This is a genomic window from Flagellimonas myxillae, from assembly GCF_023502235.1.
Classification (GTDB): Bacteria; Bacteroidota; Bacteroidia; order Flavobacteriales; family Flavobacteriaceae; genus Flagellimonas; species Flagellimonas myxillae.
Genome location: NZ_JAMFLY010000005.1, coordinates 78887 through 96251 on the forward strand (window position 1 = coordinate 78887; position 17365 = coordinate 96251).

The following is a 17365-nucleotide window of genomic DNA, read 5'->3' on the forward strand; positions in this document are numbered from 1 at the left end:
ACTCCTTGTGTATTCGGCATATTTTTCGACCTCAAGAAACTAACTAGGTCAAGGGGTGTCGCAGCTTACTTCAAAGCGCAGTCCCTATTTTGCGGTATTTATTTGGGTAGGAATACCTGGTAAGGTAAACTATTAGGTATGCAAACCACATTCACGGTTTTCCAACACCTTGGTCGGGTCGAAATATTTGTGTTCGTTCGGTAGACGATATTCGTTTAGATACGCATCCAATTGGGTGTCGCTCCAGTAATAAAATGGACTCACTTTAAGGACACCATTACTGCCCAAACTCAAAACATCCAAAGAATCGCGATGGGCAGTCTGACCCTTTCTCAAGTTGGTGAACCAAATATCTGGTTTATGTTCTTCCATCGCCCTTCTGAAGGGTTCCAATTTTACCTGCTCCGTGAAAAGGGAATGCATGGGGTCGTCAATTTGTGGAATTCCCATAACAGCATCCCTATGCGCTGAAGTTTGCCTTGGCACATAATGTTTAACATTCAAACCCAATCGGGATATAAGCTCATCGGCGTGTTTATAGGTGTTTGGGGTATTGTATCCTGTATCGCACCAGATTACCGGAATGTCGGCATCCACATCAGTAACTGCATGCAAAATGGCCACTTCATAGGGCCTAAAATTGGTAGTCACCACAGGGTTTTTCCCATTATTTATGGCCCATGAAATAATTTCTTGGGGAGGAATACCCCTAAATTGTTTGTTTAAGTTTTCAATATCTTCAATTGTAAATGCCATAACCTTATATTTTTACTTGTCTCAAGAGATTGATTTCCAGATTCGTTCGTGAGAAAAATACAACACCATTTTTGTGACCAACTCCACCAAACCAATGGAAAATACCAAATTCAATATTCAGAACTAATTGGTCCGCCATCGTCGGAAATTTTAATTCCCTATCGATTTAATAGGAATTTCAAAAGTAGGATTATTTCATGAACTAACCGTTAATTTCAGCACAAAATTACTATTACCCTATGGTTTTTATAGATTTTAACAAAATCAATCTGAAAATTTAAGGATTCAGTACCCTTTTACAGTTAAATATTGAATTATTTGGTGCTAGGAAATTAAATCGGCAAGCGTATTGTTTCGATAAACCTCTAAGGCACTATCCCTTACCTGGAGCATCAGTTTATGGACAGAACATTTGTTTTCATCTGGGCAATCGTCACATTTTTCGTAAAAGTTGAGGCTTACACAGGGTACCATGGCAATTGGTCCTTCCAACACGCGGATAACCGATGTCATAAGAATTTCATGGGGCTCCCGAATGAGGTAGTACCCCCCACCCTTTCCTTTTTTGGAGCCTAAAAACCCATTTCGCCTTAGGGTCAGCAAAATACTTTCCAGAAACTTTTGGGAAATGTTCTCATGCTTTGCTATTTCAGCAATCTGAACAGGCTCTTTCCCATCCATGGAAGCAAGGTAGGTCAGCGCTTTTAGCCCATATTTCGTCTTCTTGGAGAGCATCCCACGAATATAGCTAAAAAAGGCGTTCGCCCCTTCCAAATTGGACCAACAATACGGCTATTTTTCCAAGGCTTGGGTTATATCCGCAATTATGTCATCAATATGCTCCAACCCAACCGAAACCCGTACCATCCCATCCGAAATTCCAACAGCTTGTCGCTCCTCAGAGGTTAACTTACTATGGGTGGTCGAAGCAGGGTGGGTTACTATGCTCCTAGAGTCCCCTAGATTGGCAGAAAGTGATAGCATTCTAATGGCGTCAAAGAAATTTCTTCCAGCTTCCAGGCCGCCCTTCACCTCAAAAGCTACAACACAGCCTCCTGCTTTCATCTGTTTTTTGGCAATCTCATATTTTGGGTGCGATTTAAGAAAAGGATACTTAACCCATTCGACATTGGGATGCGCTTCCAAAAAAGTTGCCAGTTGCAGTGCATTGGAACAATGGCGGTCCACCCGAATTGCCAAGGTTTCCAGACTTTTGGACAATACCCAGGCGTTAAAGGGTGAAAGTGCCGGTCCCGTAATTCGGGCAAAACGGTAAATTTTGTCCATGAGTTCACTACTGCCTACGGTAATACCCGCCAACACCCTACCTTGGCCGTCCATCAACTTGGTCCCGGAATGAATGATCAAATCCGCCCCAAATTTGATAGGCTGCTGCAAATAGGGAGACGCGAAGCAATTGTCTATGATAAATATTAAGTCATGCTTTTTGGCAATCTTTCCGAGTGCTTCCAAATCCAGAACATCCACGCCCGGATTAGTCGGTGATTCAGCATACAAAATTTTTGTCTTGGGCGTGATCAGCCCCTCTACGGCATCCAAGTCATTTACGTCGAAATAGCTGGTGGACACATCCCACTTTGGAAAAAATTGGGTAAACAATGTGTGGGTGGAACCAAAGATGCTCTTCGCCGACACAATATGATCTCCAGTTTCCAAAAGGGCCACAAAGGTGGAATAGACGGCCGCCATTCCAGAGGCAAAAGCAAAACCGGCCTCTGCTCCTTCCATTTTGCACACCTTGTCTATGAACTCATTGGAATTGGGGTTGGAGTACCTGGAATAAATATTCCGCTCCTTCTCTTCTGCAAAGGAAGCCCTCATGTCTTCGGCATCCTCGAAAACAAAGCTGGAGGTCAAATACATTGGAGTGGAATGCTCCAAGAATTGTGACCGCTCTGTCTGCGTCCGAACCGCTTCCGTTTCAAATTTTCGGGTGCTATTATCCGATTCTTTTTTCATAAGGTCTTATTCAATAACCAAAGTGCGGTCATAACTCTCCTATTCTTTTTCCTTATTATTTTTATAGTGTGTTCCATTTTGGCATTCGGACAAAGTCGGAAGGACTTCAAATTCACCATTAATCAGGGCTTCTTTTTTTGCTCTGGACCAACCTTGAATCTGTTTTTCACGTTCGAAAGCTATAGCAATACTCTGATACTCTTCAAAATACACCAATTTTACAGGTAATCTTTTCTTAGTGTGAATAGCTCCTCTTCCATCTTCATGTTCACTAAGTCTTTTGTCCAAATCAATTGTACTGCCCGTGTAATAGCTTCCATCTGAACATTCCAACATATAGACAAATCCTTTCATATTAACTCGTTGTGGCTTCGACTACGCTCAGCCACCAAACACACTAAAAGGTAGTTGAGCGAAGTCGAAACTAGATTTTTTCTGCTATTCTAAGTATGTCGCCAAAAACACCTCTTGCCGTTACTGCCGAACCTGCACCTGCACCTTGGATCACTAAGGGGTTTTCGCCATAAGACTCGGTATATATTTCTATGATGGAATCCGAACCGCTCACTTGCCCCAAAGCACTTTCCTTGGGAACCGAGACAAGTTTTACGTCCAGAATACCCTTGTCTTTCTGTAAATCACCATGCAAATCGCCAATATACCGAAGTACATGGCCCTTCTTTTGTTGTTCTTTGATAGCCTTGAACGTAGCATCCATCTTCCCAATTTGGGATTTAAATTCTTCAAAATTAAGCGTCCGTAACTCCTCAGGTATAAGATTTTCAATAGTAATGTCCGAAAATTCATTTTGGAGATCGAGCTCCCTGGCCAATATCAACAATTTTCTTCCCACATCGTTCCCGGACAAGTCTTCCCTTGGGTCGGGCTCTGTAAATCCCTGGCCCATGGCTTCCTGCACCACGGATGAAAAAGTAATTTCAGCTTCGGAAAATGTATTGAAAATATAGCTCAAAGATCCCGAAAACACTCCTTTGATCCGTGTAATATTCTCCCCGGAAAGATGGAGCAACTTAATCGTATCAATCAAAGGGAGTCCCGCTCCCACATTGGTTTCATAGAGGTACTGTTTTTGATTCTTCTCCAAACTTTTTCGAATGGATTTATAATAATCATAGCCAAGGGTGTTTGCTATTTTGTTGGAGGACACCAAATCAAAACCATATTCAATAAAAGTATCGTAATGGGACACGAATGCTTCGTTGGCCGTATTGTCCACGGCGATAAGGTTCTCCAAGTGATTTTCCTTGGCAAAATTCAAGATATCCGCAATCTCATAGGGCTTACCCTTCTTTTCAAGGTCGGACCTCCACTGCTTGGAAGCCCCTTCCGTAGTTAACAATGCCTTTTTAGAATTGGAGACGGAAAAAATCCGGAGATCTATTCCTTTTCGCAGTTCAATACTCTTTTGGGAGTCCAGAATTTGATCGATCAATGTACCTCCCACATTACCATGTCCGAAAATGGCAAGGTTTACTTTTTTGGCAATCCCAAAAATTTGTCCGTGCACCACATTGATGGCTTTGTGCAAATCGGATTTATGCACCACCAAACTCACATTTTTGCCCGTAACCGTGTTGTTGAACAGCAATGGCACTACCTGGTTTTGAACCAAGGCGTTAAAAGGTTTATGGAAGGTGCTAAGGTCCATTCCCACAATGGAGATAACGGACACATTGTCCATTACCGTAATCTGATTTACGTCTTTGGCCGAATAGTCCGTCTCAAATTCTTGGTCCAGTACTTTTTTGGCTTTCTGGGCCTTTTGGGCGTCCACCACAAGACCTATGCCCCGTTCAGAAGAACCTTGGGATATAATCCCAACACTGATATTGTTTTGCCCGAGCGCCCTAAAAATACGCGCGTCTATCCCAACTTTACCCAACAGCCCGCGTCCCGAGAGGTTTACGAGCGCCACATCTTCCAGAACAGAAAGGGATTTAATACCTCCATTGTCCGTCTTGGGGCCTATTAAGGTGCCATCACTTGCGGCATTAAAGGTGTTTTTGATCCGTAACGGAATGTTTTTTTCTATTAAGGGGATAATGGTCTTGGCGTGCAGGATATTGGCTCCGAAATTGGCCAATTCGTTGGCCTCGGCATAGGAAATGGAATCGATTAGCTTGGCATCCGGAACCAAATCTGGATTGGCTGTAAAAATTCCATCCACATGTGTATAGTTCACCAATTCCTGGGCATCCAAATAGTTGGCCAAAAGGGCAGCGGAATAATTACTTCCATTCCTGCCCAAAGTGGTAGTTTCTCCATTTGGGGTAGATGCAATAAAACCAGTGGTAATCGCTACCGCGCCTTCATCCAATTCCCTAAAACAACGGATAACGTTTTCTTTGGAAGTTCCCTCATTTACCTCAGCATTATTAAAGGTATCATCGGTTTTGATAAGGGTGCGTGAATCCACAAATTGGGCTTTTACCCCTCTGTTCTGCAACATGGCAGTAACCACTTTGGCCGAGATCAACTCGCCATAGGCCAATAGTTCATCCTTGGTCTTGAGGCTATAGTCCCCGGTTAATGATACCCCGCGCAACAGTTTTTCTATAGATTGAAGCTCCGCAGATAAATCAATCTTCGGAAAAGCCTCTTTTTGATATTTTGAAAATGCTTCAAGAGCCTCCTCGAAGGCCTCACCTTTGGCCGCACTTTCCAGCATGGATTCCAATTGGTCCGTGGCCCTGCCGCGAGCCGAAAGCACCACCCCAAAGTGTTCCTTTTCAGCTGCCTTGTTAGTGATTATGGAAAGAACGTTTTCCAAACCCTCGCCATTGGCCAGGGATTTCCCTCCAAATTTTAATATTTTGATACGTTCCGATACGGTTTGTTCCTTAAAAATGGGATTCAACAAGTTTTCCAACTGCTGAAATTCAATCAAAAAGGCATCATGGCCGTGCAAGGATTGAACCTCCCCGTAGGTAACATTGGCATTGGCCTGGGCCAAATGCCTGAAGGTTTCCTTATTTTCTTCCGCCGTAAAAAACAAATCCGAGTTTACACCGATAATATGGATTCTGGTGTCGCTGTCCTGCAAATTTTGAAAAGCTTGGTCACTCTCCCGGGTAATATCAATGGTTTTTAGGAGTTGGTTCATCAGCTTGTAGGCCGAAAGCTGAAACCGCTCTTGGAGTTTCTTACCATGGTGCATCAACCAACTTTCCACATTGAACACCTGAAGCTCCTCGTTGGTACTTCTTTTGAACCGCTCCTTAAAAGATTCCGGGGTTCTGTAACAAAGCATGGCATGCATACGGGCATCGTGTACAGGCTGTTTGGAATTGACCAAAAATTGTTCTTGGATTTGACAATTCGCAATCAGCCAATCCGTCGATTTCCAATCGGATGCCACAGGAATCAAATGCTCCGTAATATTTGGGCTCAAGGCTGCCATTTCCCAGGCGACCCCACCTCCTAAAGAACCACCAATAATGGCGTACAATCGCTCTATATTGAGTTTTTCCAGTCCAAGAAGGAAGATTCGGGCAATATCTCCGGCAACAAAATCCTTGTAATTATCCACTACAAAGCTATCATATCCATTCCCGGGAACATTAAAGGCCAAAATGGTGTAGGTTTCGGTGTCAATACACTTATCCTTGCCAATAATGTCGGACCACCACCCATTCTCCCCGGTAACATTTGAATTACCAGTGAGCGCATGGTTGACCAAAACGATAGGGGCCGAATGCAGTTCTTGCCCAAAAATCTGGTAGGACAACTGTAAATCCTGCTTTATTCCACTAATGGTAGTGTATCCCTTTATCTCTGTTTTATGGAGCATTCCAACGAAATTTGTTCAAATGGGTTCTATATCAATTTAAGGAAGCAAAAGCACTTTCCAAATCGGCCTTTAAATCTTCAAGATTTTCCAGACCAACAGATAATCTGATTAAGTCCTTGGTTACCCCGGTGGATTCTTGTTCCGCTTCATCCAACTGTTGATGGGTGGTACTTGCCGGGTGAATGATCAAGGATTTAGTATCTCCAATATTGGCCAAAAGTGAGAATATCTTGGTCTCGTCCGCTATCTTTTTGGAAGATTCAAATCCCCCCTTGACCCCAAAGGTCAAAATACTGCTCTGTCCGTTTGGCAAATATTCATCTGCCAATTTTTTGTATTTGCTGGATTCCAAGCCCGGGTAGTTTACCCAAGTAACCTCTTCCTTGGTTTCCAACCATTGTGCCAAGGCCAAGGCATTTTCACTATGCTTTTTCATACGGACCTCCAGGGTTTCCAATCCTTGGATAATCTGGAATGCATTAAAGGGGCTCAAACAGGCACCATGATCGCGTAATCCTTCTATTCTTACTTTGGCAATAAAGGCCGCAGGGCCCAATGCATCGTGATATACCAATCCGTGATAGCCTGGAGACGGTTCGGTGAACTCTGGGAATTTCCCATTGGCCCAGTTGAAGGTCCCTGCATCGATAATGGCCCCGCCCAAAGCTGTTCCATTACCATTAATATATTTGGTGAGCGAGTGAATTACGATGTTGGCGCCGTGTTCAATCGGATTCAATAAAGCAGGGGAAGCCACAGTATTGTCCACAATAAAAGGAACCTCCGCTGCCTTGGCTTCTTTGGAAATGGCCTTCAAATCCAATACATCGAGTTTTGGATTACCCAAAGATTCCACAAAGAACGCACGGGTATTTTCTTGAACTGCCTTACCAAAATTGGAGGGGTCTGAGGGGTCTACAAATGTTGTTGTGATTCCCAATCGGGGCAAGGTCACTTTAAAGAGATTGTAGGTTCCTCCATATAGACTGTTGGAAGCGACGATATGATCACCAGCTTTTAAGAGTACAAGCAAAGCGGTGTTCACAGCCCCAGTACCCGAAGAACAAACCACCGACGCGATTCCGCCTTCCAAAGCCGCGAGACGCTGCTCCAAAATATCGTTGGTGGGGTTGTTGATACGGGTATAGATGTTCCCAAACTCTGCCAGGGAGAAAAGGTTGGCCGCATGGTCCGAGTTATTGAACACATAGGCGGTACTCTGATAAATGGGCACGGCCCTAGTTCCTCCGTTAGTGGTTACATCGTGTCCTGCATGCAAGGCATTGGTTCCAAATTTTTGATCACTCATGATTTCAGTTTTTTAAATTTTAATTCAACAAAACAATTTAAAAAGCCAAACCCCGCTAGGAACAGTTCCTATGGGTCAAATCAAAAAGTTATAAGAAAGCGTAATCGAGAATGTTCGATTGTTGTTATCTATTCCTGTCTCAATTGCAGTTTTCCACTTTTGAGATCCTGAAACACGTTCAGGACAAGGATAGAATTTAGCACCTTCTTGGAACAGGTCCAAGGGTTGCTAAGGCTTCATAGGGTCTATTCCCTCCACCTTTCTTGATAACTATTCAATACGTGTTTGAACTTACAAGGACAAAGATAACGGTAGAAAAATGTAATTTCCTAATCTTTTCCAAGAATTCATTGAATCTATTTTGATCAAAATAGCATGAATTGGAGTTGACCACCCAATAATACATGAATCATTCAACTGTATTTCTTTCATTTTCTTTGCTTGTCCAAAGAAGACGAAACATAAGAAACGACACTTTCTTGCAAGGAATTTTCCATTGTTTCCAATGGAAATCGATTTCGAAACCTCGCCATCCCTCTAAAGCGGGTTGAGTACCAACCGAGGCTTCCTCAATCTATTCTGGAAGAAAGAACAGCTCCTCTTAAGCTATCTCAAAATAGAAAACTCAATTTGGGAATCCGTGAAAACCGTATGGATCTGGGTTTTAAAATCGCTTTCGTCCGCATTAAAGATATTGTCCACATAGGTCTGGGGATTCAAATCAATTAATGGAAACCAGGTACTTTGTACCTGCACTTGCAGTTTATGTCCTTTTTTTATGGTGTGGAAAACGTCTTGTAGTTTGATGTCCACAGCCGTTTTTTGATTGGGCACAAACGGCTCGGGATGCGAAAAACTGTTCCTAAAACGACCGCGGAGCACTTCACTTCTGACCATCAGATGGTAATTGGCAAGTTTTAAGTGGTCTTGCATTTCCTCATTGGTCTCTACATTGGACGGATGAACATCAATGATCTTCACAATCCAATCTGCCGCCGTTCCGGTGGTTGCCACCTTTAGTTTGGCCATAATATCACCAGCTAGCGTTAGGTCTTCTTCCAATACCTCTGTTTCGAAAACCAATACATCAGATCTACGGGCCGCAAACCGTTGGTCATCTGTCATATATTTTCTTGGGGTGAAAACCGATTTAATGTCCTCCGAGTAGGGAACCGGTTTATTAACGTCGCTAATAAACTTCAGTGGCACCGCTTTTTCAGGTTCAAGGGTCAGTTCTTGATTATCCGACAAAAACATAGTCTGCTTTACTACCCCTTTGGGCGGCCAAGCGTCCAGCGTGCTCCATTCTTTCTTTCCGGAATCGAAAACATAAGCTTCAGGAAGTCCACTGTTTTTGTCCCCTTCACCCTTAAGAAAATGGTTGAAGAACTTCGCTTCTATATTTTTTTGATAAAACAGGGAAATAGAATCCCCAAAGTAGTAATTCCCCACAGCGTTTCGAGTTACATTTCGAGCCCAACCCCCATGGTCCCAAGGGCCAAATACCATCGTATTGTAATTGCCCTTATTGTGCTTTTCTATGTTTTTGTAGGTCTCCAACGGACCGTATAGATCCTCCGCATCAAACCAGCCACCTACAATCATGGTGGCCACATGGGATTTTACATTTTTCAGATGCTGGATAATCCCCCTGCTTTGCCAGAGCTCGTCATAATTTGGATGGTCTTTTAGCTCATTCCAGAAAAAATCGTCGGTTACTCCTTCCGGTCGAAGCTTGGGTGTATCCACCGTTTCGTACTCAAAAAAGGAATTCAGGTTTTTAAGGGGGCCGTTGTCCAAAAAGAACTGATACTGGTCTTCGGTCTGAATATCCGGCAGTACATACCATGCCGTATCTATGGGTTGATCGTTGTTGGGCCTCGGCGTTCCAAAAAGGGAAGTTGCCCTAAAGTAGCTCAACAAATAGGCCCCGTTGTGATGGAAATCGTCAAAAAAGAAATCGCCAATACACGCTTGGGGGGAAGCCGCCTTTAGTGCAGGGTGGGCATCCACTGTGGCATAGGTAGCGTAAAAACCGGGGTAAGAAATCCCCCAAACCCCAACTTTTCCGTTGTTGTTTTCCACATTGTTCACCAACCACTCTATAGTATCATAGGTATCAGAACTTTCATCCACTTGATCATTACTGGTCTTGTTGGGAATATAGGCCCGCATGTTTTCGTAATGCCCCTCACTGAGCCATCTTCCACGCACATCTTGATAGACGATGATATTCCCTTCTTTCATTAAGTGCACATTGGGCCCGATCTGTTTCCTAAAGTTTCCTTCTCCATAGGGTCTCGAACTATAAGGAGTCCGTTGCATTAATATGGGGTATTCCTTAGAGGTGTCTTTCGGGGTATATATGGTGGTATGCAATTTTGCGCCATCCCTCATTTCAATATCCACTTCCTGTTTGGTATAGTGCAATTCAACATAGTTCTCCTTAACTGCAGCTTCTGTTTTGACTGTTTTTTTACAACCCACAAGTGCATTGATCAAACCCATAACCACCAACAAGCTTAAAATCCTATATTTCATACCATAAAATTTAGAAGCTAAAGCTACTAAAGTTCAAAGGAGTACGCCAACAAAAAAGGGAACCAATTGGTTCCCTTTCTATAATAATGATTTGTATTGCTTAAAGTCCAAACTCGCTTTTTATGGCTTCCAACATGTCCAGTTTCTCCCAGGTAAAAAGCTCAACCTCCTTTTCAATACGGCCGTTGTAGGGCGATTCGAAAACCTTGGTCAATGTCTGGGGTTGTTTGCCCATGTGTCCATAAGCGGCTGTTTCCAGGTAAATGGGATTTCGCAACTTAAGGCGTTCTTCTATAGCGAAGGGTCTCATATCGAATAGTTTGGCGGCTTTTTTGGCGATTTCACCATCTGAAAGGTCAACATTGGACGTTCCATAAGTATCCACAAAAATGGATGTGGGTTCCACAACCCCTATGGCGTAACTCACCTGCACCAATATTTCATCGGCTACACCGGCAGCCACCAAATTCTTGGCCGCATGCCTTGCGGCGTAGGCAGCACTTCGGTCCACCTTGCTCGGGTCTTTTCCGCTAAAAGCTCCTCCCCCATGTGCTCCCTTGCCCCCATAGGTGTCCACAATAATTTTGCGACCGGTAAGTCCAGCGTCCCCGTGAGGTCCTCCAATTACAAATTTCCCTGTAGGGTTAATGTGGTACTTTATATGGTCGTTGAACAAGGCGCTAATATTTGCAGGCAACAACTCCTTTACCCTGGGAATCAAAATACTAATGATATCCTCTTTGATCTTTGCCAGCATATTTTCATCCTCATCAAACTCGTCGTGCTGGGTAGAAACCACAATGGTATCGATGCGTTGCGGAACGTTGTCATCGGAGTACTCGATGGTCACCTGGGCTTTTGCATCGGGGCGTAAATACCCTATCTGGGTACCATCATGCCGTAAGGCTGCCAAAACCTGCAAGATCTTATGCGAAATATCCAATGCCAAGGGCATATAGTTTTCGGTTTCCTTGGTGGCATAACCAAACATCATTCCTTGATCTCCGGCTCCCTGCTCTTCCTTTTTGCCTCGGTCCACACCTTGATTAATATCTTGGGATTGTTCATGGATCAAAGAAATAACTCCGCAGGAGTCACCACTAAATTGATACTCTCCCTTGGTATACCCAATCTTATTGATAACCTCCCTGGCGATGTTCTGCACATCCAAATAGGTATCGCTCTTTACCTCGCCCGCTAGCACAACTTGCCCGGTGGTCACCAAGGTTTCACAGGCCACCTTACTTTCGGGGTCAAAGGCCAAAAAGTTGTCCAAAAGGGCATCACTGATCTGATCCGCAATCTTATCTGGGTGTCCTTCACTAACTGATTCAGATGTAAACAAATATGCCATTGTCCTTTTTTAGTTGGATTGGATTTGACGAAAAAGCATAAAGGAGTTTACAAATCTCTGGTGAGAAGCCCGGAATGCCCCGGGATAAACTGCTTTAGCATTTTTGAGGCTGAAATGGATTCAGTCAACGAGGTTGCAATCAGTCAAATCTATCCTCATTTTGAAGGGCAAAAGTATGGTAAATGGTAATTTCCTCAAAATAGAAAGTTATAAATCATACTTCACCTTCAGGACAACATATCGGGGTTGGACTAAATAGGAAGATGTTCTAAAAAATTGATCATTGTAAGTATCCTGATTGAGCTCCCTATTGTTGGTCAAATTGGTGGCTTCCAAGCTGTATTCCCATTTGCTATCCTTTTTCTGGTAGGAAAGGCTCGCATTTAAAAAACCATATTTGTTTTCCACCGACCCTGCCTTGTCCCGATAGAAATAATAGTCATAATCAGCCAACAAAATAAAACCCTTACCAAAAGCAGCATCGAATTTCACAAAAGGCCGATCGGTTAGAAATGTTGTGGACGTATTGGCGTTATCATAGTCATTTTTGGTAAATCTGTATCCAAGTTCCAGATTAGGGGCATTGGTAAAGCTACTGCCTACGGAGGTGGTATAATTCTGGGTGAAGGAAGTGGATTTCAAGGGTGCATCGTTGATGATGTTATAGGTATTGGAGTACGACAAGGAAGCACGTGCACTCAACTTCACCCGTCCAAATGTTCGCTGATATCCCCCCGAACCACTCAAAGTTTCGTCATCAAGATTGGAATTTATGGTAGTACTCACTTGATTGATCCCTGCAATGGCCGTGTTGGTCTTGAAGGCATCAATTCGTTTGCTGTATGAGGCGTTGGCAAAAATATTTTGCATGTTAAACATGCTAAAACTGAAGAAATTTAGGTTGACATTGTGGTACAGTGCACTTTCCAAGCCTGTATTTCCTTGGTACAGTGAGTTGTAGTTGTTGAAGATATATCCTTCTGCAAAGCTGTTGATATCTGAAAAGTTTCTTCGAATGTTATAATTGAGTCGGATGCTTTCCGACTGTTTAAACTGATAGTTGATAAACAGATCCGGCACTACGTTTACCATATCATCCTTAACAGCGGTCCCCAACTGGGTATTGGTGGCGGTATAGCTGTGAACATGGAAACCTGGATTCAGGGTCAACTTCCCAACGGCCACTTTATAGTGAAATCCCAAAAAGAGATCGGAAAAATTGAACTCTACGGTATTGTTCAAACTTGCGTCATTAAAGTTGGCGGGGCCACCCGAATCCAAAATCTGGAATATTGACGAATTAAACCGCTGACTACTTTGGATGGTACCCAAGGTAAAATTGAGGTTGCTCTTGGGGCCGGTCACCCAAAAGTGGTCCAATTTGGCATCCAACCGGTGGGTCTGTGTATATTGATTTTGATTGATGTTGAAATTGGACTGCCCTTGATCAAAGGGCACGATGCCCAAAAAGGGTTGTTGTTCTCGGATGGCGTTGTAAAAGGGGTTTTCGTCAGCATACTCATATTGTGCCTCCAAAGCGAAAATATGATCTTCACTGGCGGTGTAGTACACATTGGAATTTTGGGTCACCGTGGTCGGTTTTTGGGATTGGTTCTGTGTAATATCATCGGTTACATCAGAAACCGAACGTGTATTTTCCAGTTCTTCCTCGTCGGATAAGCGAATAAGCACATCGTAATCCCATTGTAGAAGATCTGATGGTTTATAGTTCGAGGCAAGTTTTATCAAACCCAATTGGGAAGTTTGGTCCGTTTGGGTTTCCGTGTTCTCCGTTTCTTCACTGGAAATGAAAGTCCTCGTAGCCATGGTTTCCAACAAAGTATTGGTATAGGAATAGATCCCAAATCCACTGAACCGCCAAGCTTCTGAAGGTTTATAACTAAAGTTCAACGCTCCAAATTTGGAATTGATGTCCTTGGCCCGGTTGTTCTGCACCTGGGCCAATCCCAATCCGCTTGAACCAGTGGTAAAGGTGGTGCCCGTATTGTTCCGCGTAGCCCCACGAAAACCGCCGGTGAAATTCCAATAATCCCTCCTGGAAAAAGCAATTTCCCCAAGGTTGTTCAAATCCGTTAAAATATTGATGCTAAAATTTGGACTGTAGTAGAACAATTTGGGATGGGCCACATAACGTTCATCCAATCCCAATCCACCGGTAATCTCCCCAAACCAAAATTTCTTTTTTCCTTCCTTTAGTTTAATGTTGAGGGCCACATTGTCCTGATTGTTGGTCACGCCGCTCAATTGGGAAACCTCGGTATAGTTACGTAGAACTTCCACCTTGTCCAGGGCATTGGCCGGAATGTTTTTTGACGCCAATTTGGAATCCCCGTCAAAAAAATCCTCCCCCTCCACCATTACTTTGCTTACGGTCTTGCCCTCAACCTCAATTTCGCCATCATCGTTCACCTCAATGCCAGGAAGCTTTTCCAATACATCTGCCAGCTTTTTTTCAGTTCCTGACACGAAAGAATCGGTATTATAAACAATGGTATCTCCTTTCACCGTAACTGGAATTTCGTAGACTACTTCGACCTCCTCCAAATTCTCAGCTTGCGGGTGGAGGGTGACATCGAGTTGTAAATCTTGCTCCATAGTGGAAACCGGAATTTCCTTCGGCTTAAAACCCAGATAACTGATCTTTACCAAGTATTCTGTATTGGCTTTTACATGAAGTCGAAAGAGCCCATCCGAATTGGTTATTCCAAAACCATCTAATGCCTGGTTGGATTGATTTACAGCTACCACATTGGCCATTTCCAACGGATTCTGGAGGGTATCGCGAACGGTTCCGACAAGTGTTATTTTTTGGGCCGTGGCTGAAACCCCTAAAAGCATTAAAAGGGCTAGCAATATTGGCGTAATATTTTTACCCATCAACCCCTAATTCTACCACTGTTACCACCTCTTCGTCGATTTCTGAATCTTTCGGACATCTCTTCCATTTTTTTGGACATTAAATCATCGTATTCCTTTTGGGTAACCTGTTTCCCTTTGGTAGGAGCCTCTATCTCCACTTCTTCCTTTGGATTGAGGATCAATTTGGAGCACAATATGGCCGTTCTCCCATCGTTGACTTCCAAAATAAGGCCGGGCAAACCCCAATAAGTGCCCGGGCCCTGACTTATGGGAATCTCCGGTGTGTACCAAACAGTAATTTCCTGTGCTTTGGGGGGCTCCATTTGGGATAAAAAGGAGTTGGACGAAGTACTGTTCTTTTGAATCGTATCTTTTTTAGCGGGGTCTCCTCCTGGTCTGGAATCCGCTCGGCGGGGACGCATTCTCCTAAAGCGATCCGTCATATCTGCCTCTTTTTTAATGGTGGTCGCCTTATAGCAGGTATAGTTTCCGATTTTTTTTGTCTCGGACCCCAACACCCACTCCCACTGAGGCAAACTATCCTTTATCAAGAACATTTTGCCAAACATTTCGGACTGCCTCACATAGGCCTGGTCTTGTACATTTTTGTAGTAGGTTCCAGATCCTGATGCCAAAAAGCCCATTCGCATGCCTCCCCTACCTTGGGTCCCAGGAGTTTCCAGTTTTTCTTCCTCTTCGTAGGTACTGGAAGTTTTGTCGAAGTTAAGCTCAAAGGTTCGTTCCATAGCCCTTCGCATGCGCTCCCTTATTTCCTGTTTTCTGGATTCGGGCATGTCTGGAGGTCCAAAATCATCTCCTATCGATGTTTTGGATTCGTAAACGGCTATTCCTTGAAAATCTTGGGCAAAAGTTGAAAGCATGCCAAAAAAGCACACAAACAAAAACGGTTTTATATGAGTCATGTTCCCCTAAATTTGGTCCTTGGACTAATGTAACCCACAATGGTTTAAGAGCATCATAAAAAAATGCAAATCTCTGGAAGGGGAGCAAAGAATTCTCACCCAAAGATTTTTACCAACTCAGGATAACTTGTATATTGCACGAAGGTTTTCCCCTGATCAAAACAACACCAATCTAAAACATCACTACCCCATGCACATTGCTGTAGCAGGAAACATTGGAGCCGGAAAGACAACCTTAACCAATTTACTGGCAAAACATTATAAATGGGACGCTCAATTTGAGGACGTGGTAGACAACCCCTATTTGGATGATTTTTACACCCAGATGGAACGGTGGAGTTTTAACCTTCAAATTTATTTCCTGAACAGTCGCTACCGACAAATACTAAAGATTCGGGAAAGCGGTAAAGATGTGATTCAGGACAGGACTATTTATGAGGACGCCCATATTTTTGCACCCAATTTGCATGCCATGGGACTCATGACCAACAGGGATTTTGAAAACTATTCCAGTCTTTTTGAATTGATGGAAACCCTGGTGCAACCTCCTGACCTCTTGATTTATTTAAGAAGTTCCATTCCCAATTTGGTGAACCAAATCCACAAAAGGGGAAGGGATTATGAAAATAGCATTTCCATAGATTACCTAAGCCGATTGAACGAACGATATGAAGCTTGGGTGAACACCTACGAAAAAGGCAAGTTGCTGATTTTTGATGTGGATGATATCAACTTCGTGGACAATCCTGAAGATTTGGGCAAGGTAATCAACCGCATTGATGCAGAATTGCACGGGTTGTTCTAGGAATCTCCACGTTCCAAATTCCAAAAATCCAACAATCTAATAATCTAATAATCCAATAGACCAAATCCTTCCCGTTCCCTCAACGAAAGGGTCTATTCCCTCATTTTCGATTTTTTAAGGCTGATTTTCAAGCTAGCTTGGATATGGAATTATTTCTATGTCTAACAAAAAGCAATTTACATATACTGGTTCTTGACTGCGCTAGAACTGACAGCATGAATTGCTTATCAAAAATTTGAAATTTATGAAACCGAAAAAGAACCAAGAATTGGAACTAAAACGAAACAGCGTACTCTACTTTTCAGTTGGTCTGGTAGCCGTATTGCTTTTGGCCTATGTGGCCTTGGAATGGAAATCGTATTATGAAACTCCAGAATATGCCCAGAACTTAGGTGTCCCCGATGAACTTATAGAGGATGTTCCCATCACGGTACATGAACTTCCACCACCACCGCCTAAAATCCAAACTCCCCCGGTCATTGAAATTATCCCCGATGAGGACAAAACTGTTGAAACAGTTATCGAATCCAGTGAAGTGAATCAAGAAACAGAAATTGCCAAAGTGGAAGATATTGTCGTCTTAGACGATGAAACACCGGATGAAGTTTCATTTATAGTTGTTGAAGATTCTCCAGTATTCCCTGGCTGTGAAGACGCGCAAGACCAAAGGGCTTGTTTTCAATCCATGATGCAAAAGCATATCCGTAAAAACTTCCGCTATCCCGAAAATGCGGTTGATATGAACCTGCAAGGTCGGGTCAATGTTATGTTTACCATTCAGAAAGATGGAAGTATCGATGATGTGCGTATGCGGGGACCCCATAAAGTTTTGGAGCAAGAAGCGGCACGGATCATCTCCAAGCTTCCCAAAATGACACCCGGGAAACAACGTGGTGCACCGGTGAGGGTTCCATTTTCCATCCCAATAACCTTTCAGTTACAATAAAAGGCCAATAACTTTGATATAGTTGATTTCCAAGACACCCAATGGAAATCAACTATTTTT

The 17365-nt window shown here is 43.3% G+C and carries 13 protein-coding genes and 1 riboswitch; of the genes, 2 read left to right on the top strand and 11 right to left on the bottom strand.

Translation table 11 applies throughout. The annotated features are described in order from the left end of the window. Window positions 1–132: 132 nt before the first annotated feature. From M3P07_RS16655 to M3P07_RS16700, 11 genes are all read right to left on the bottom strand, one after another. Window positions 133–756: a phosphoadenosine phosphosulfate reductase domain-containing protein gene (locus tag M3P07_RS16655; RefSeq protein WP_249971061.1), complete on the bottom strand. Its 624-nt coding sequence runs from the start codon at window positions 754–756 to the stop codon at window positions 133–135. A gap of 21 nt (window positions 757–777) precedes the next feature. Further along, complete coding sequence (locus M3P07_RS17870) at window positions 778–870, bottom strand: DUF2061 domain-containing protein (protein ID WP_417952754.1); 93 nt, start codon at window positions 868–870, stop codon at window positions 778–780. A 210-nt stretch (window positions 871–1080) separates the two neighbouring features. Continuing rightward, window positions 1081–1491: an RrF2 family transcriptional regulator gene (locus M3P07_RS16660; RefSeq protein WP_249971062.1), complete on the bottom strand. Its 411-nt coding sequence runs from the start codon at window positions 1489–1491 to the stop codon at window positions 1081–1083. 57 nt (window positions 1492–1548) lie between these two features. After that, a complete protein-coding gene (locus tag M3P07_RS16665) occupies window positions 1549–2736 on the bottom strand; it encodes a trans-sulfuration enzyme family protein (protein ID WP_249971063.1) in 1188 nt (395 codons plus the stop codon). A 39-nt stretch (window positions 2737–2775) separates the two neighbouring features. Further along, the gene (locus tag M3P07_RS16670; RefSeq protein ID WP_249971064.1) at window positions 2776–3090 is read right to left on the bottom strand and encodes a GIY-YIG nuclease family protein; all 315 of its coding nucleotides are present in this window, start codon (window positions 3088–3090) and stop codon (window positions 2776–2778) included. A gap of 70 nt (window positions 3091–3160) precedes the next feature. After that, window positions 3161–6547, bottom strand: coding sequence for a bifunctional aspartate kinase/homoserine dehydrogenase I (gene thrA, locus M3P07_RS16675; RefSeq protein WP_249971065.1), 3387 nt, complete (start codon window positions 6545–6547; stop codon window positions 3161–3163). A gap of 31 nt (window positions 6548–6578) precedes the next feature. After that, on the bottom strand, window positions 6579–7856 hold the full coding sequence (locus M3P07_RS16680) for an O-acetylhomoserine aminocarboxypropyltransferase/cysteine synthase family protein (protein ID WP_249971066.1): 1278 nt from the start codon (window positions 7854–7856) through the stop codon (window positions 6579–6581). Between the two features lie 159 nt (window positions 7857–8015). Further along, a riboswitch (SAM riboswitch) is annotated at window positions 8016–8129 on the bottom strand. Window positions 8130–8462: 333 nt separating this feature from the next. Continuing rightward, window positions 8463–10397 (bottom strand): CocE/NonD family hydrolase, encoded by a 1935-nt coding sequence (locus tag M3P07_RS16685; RefSeq protein ID WP_249971067.1) that lies wholly within the window; start codon window positions 10395–10397, stop codon window positions 8463–8465. 100 nt (window positions 10398–10497) lie between these two features. Continuing rightward, a complete protein-coding gene (gene metK, locus M3P07_RS16690; RefSeq protein ID WP_249971068.1) occupies window positions 10498–11751 on the bottom strand; it encodes a methionine adenosyltransferase in 1254 nt (417 codons plus the stop codon). Between the two features lie 207 nt (window positions 11752–11958). After that, entirely contained in the window at window positions 11959–14649 is a 2691-nt protein-coding gene (locus M3P07_RS16695; protein WP_249971069.1) for a TonB-dependent receptor, read from the bottom strand. After that, window positions 14649–15554: a GLPGLI family protein gene (locus M3P07_RS16700; protein WP_249971070.1), complete on the bottom strand. Its 906-nt coding sequence runs from the start codon at window positions 15552–15554 to the stop codon at window positions 14649–14651. Before M3P07_RS16700 ends, M3P07_RS16695 begins: the two co-directional genes overlap by 1 nt. A 190-nt stretch (window positions 15555–15744) precedes the next feature. Here M3P07_RS16700 and M3P07_RS16705 point away from each other — a divergent pair, with 190 nt between their 5' ends. Then, window positions 15745–16359: a deoxynucleoside kinase gene (locus tag M3P07_RS16705; protein ID WP_249971071.1), complete on the top strand. Its 615-nt coding sequence runs from the start codon at window positions 15745–15747 to the stop codon at window positions 16357–16359. Window positions 16360–16603: 244 nt separating this feature from the next. Next, window positions 16604–17305, top strand: coding sequence for an energy transducer TonB (locus tag M3P07_RS16710; protein WP_249971072.1), 702 nt, complete (start codon window positions 16604–16606; stop codon window positions 17303–17305). The last annotated feature ends 60 nt before the right edge of the window (window positions 17306–17365 follow it).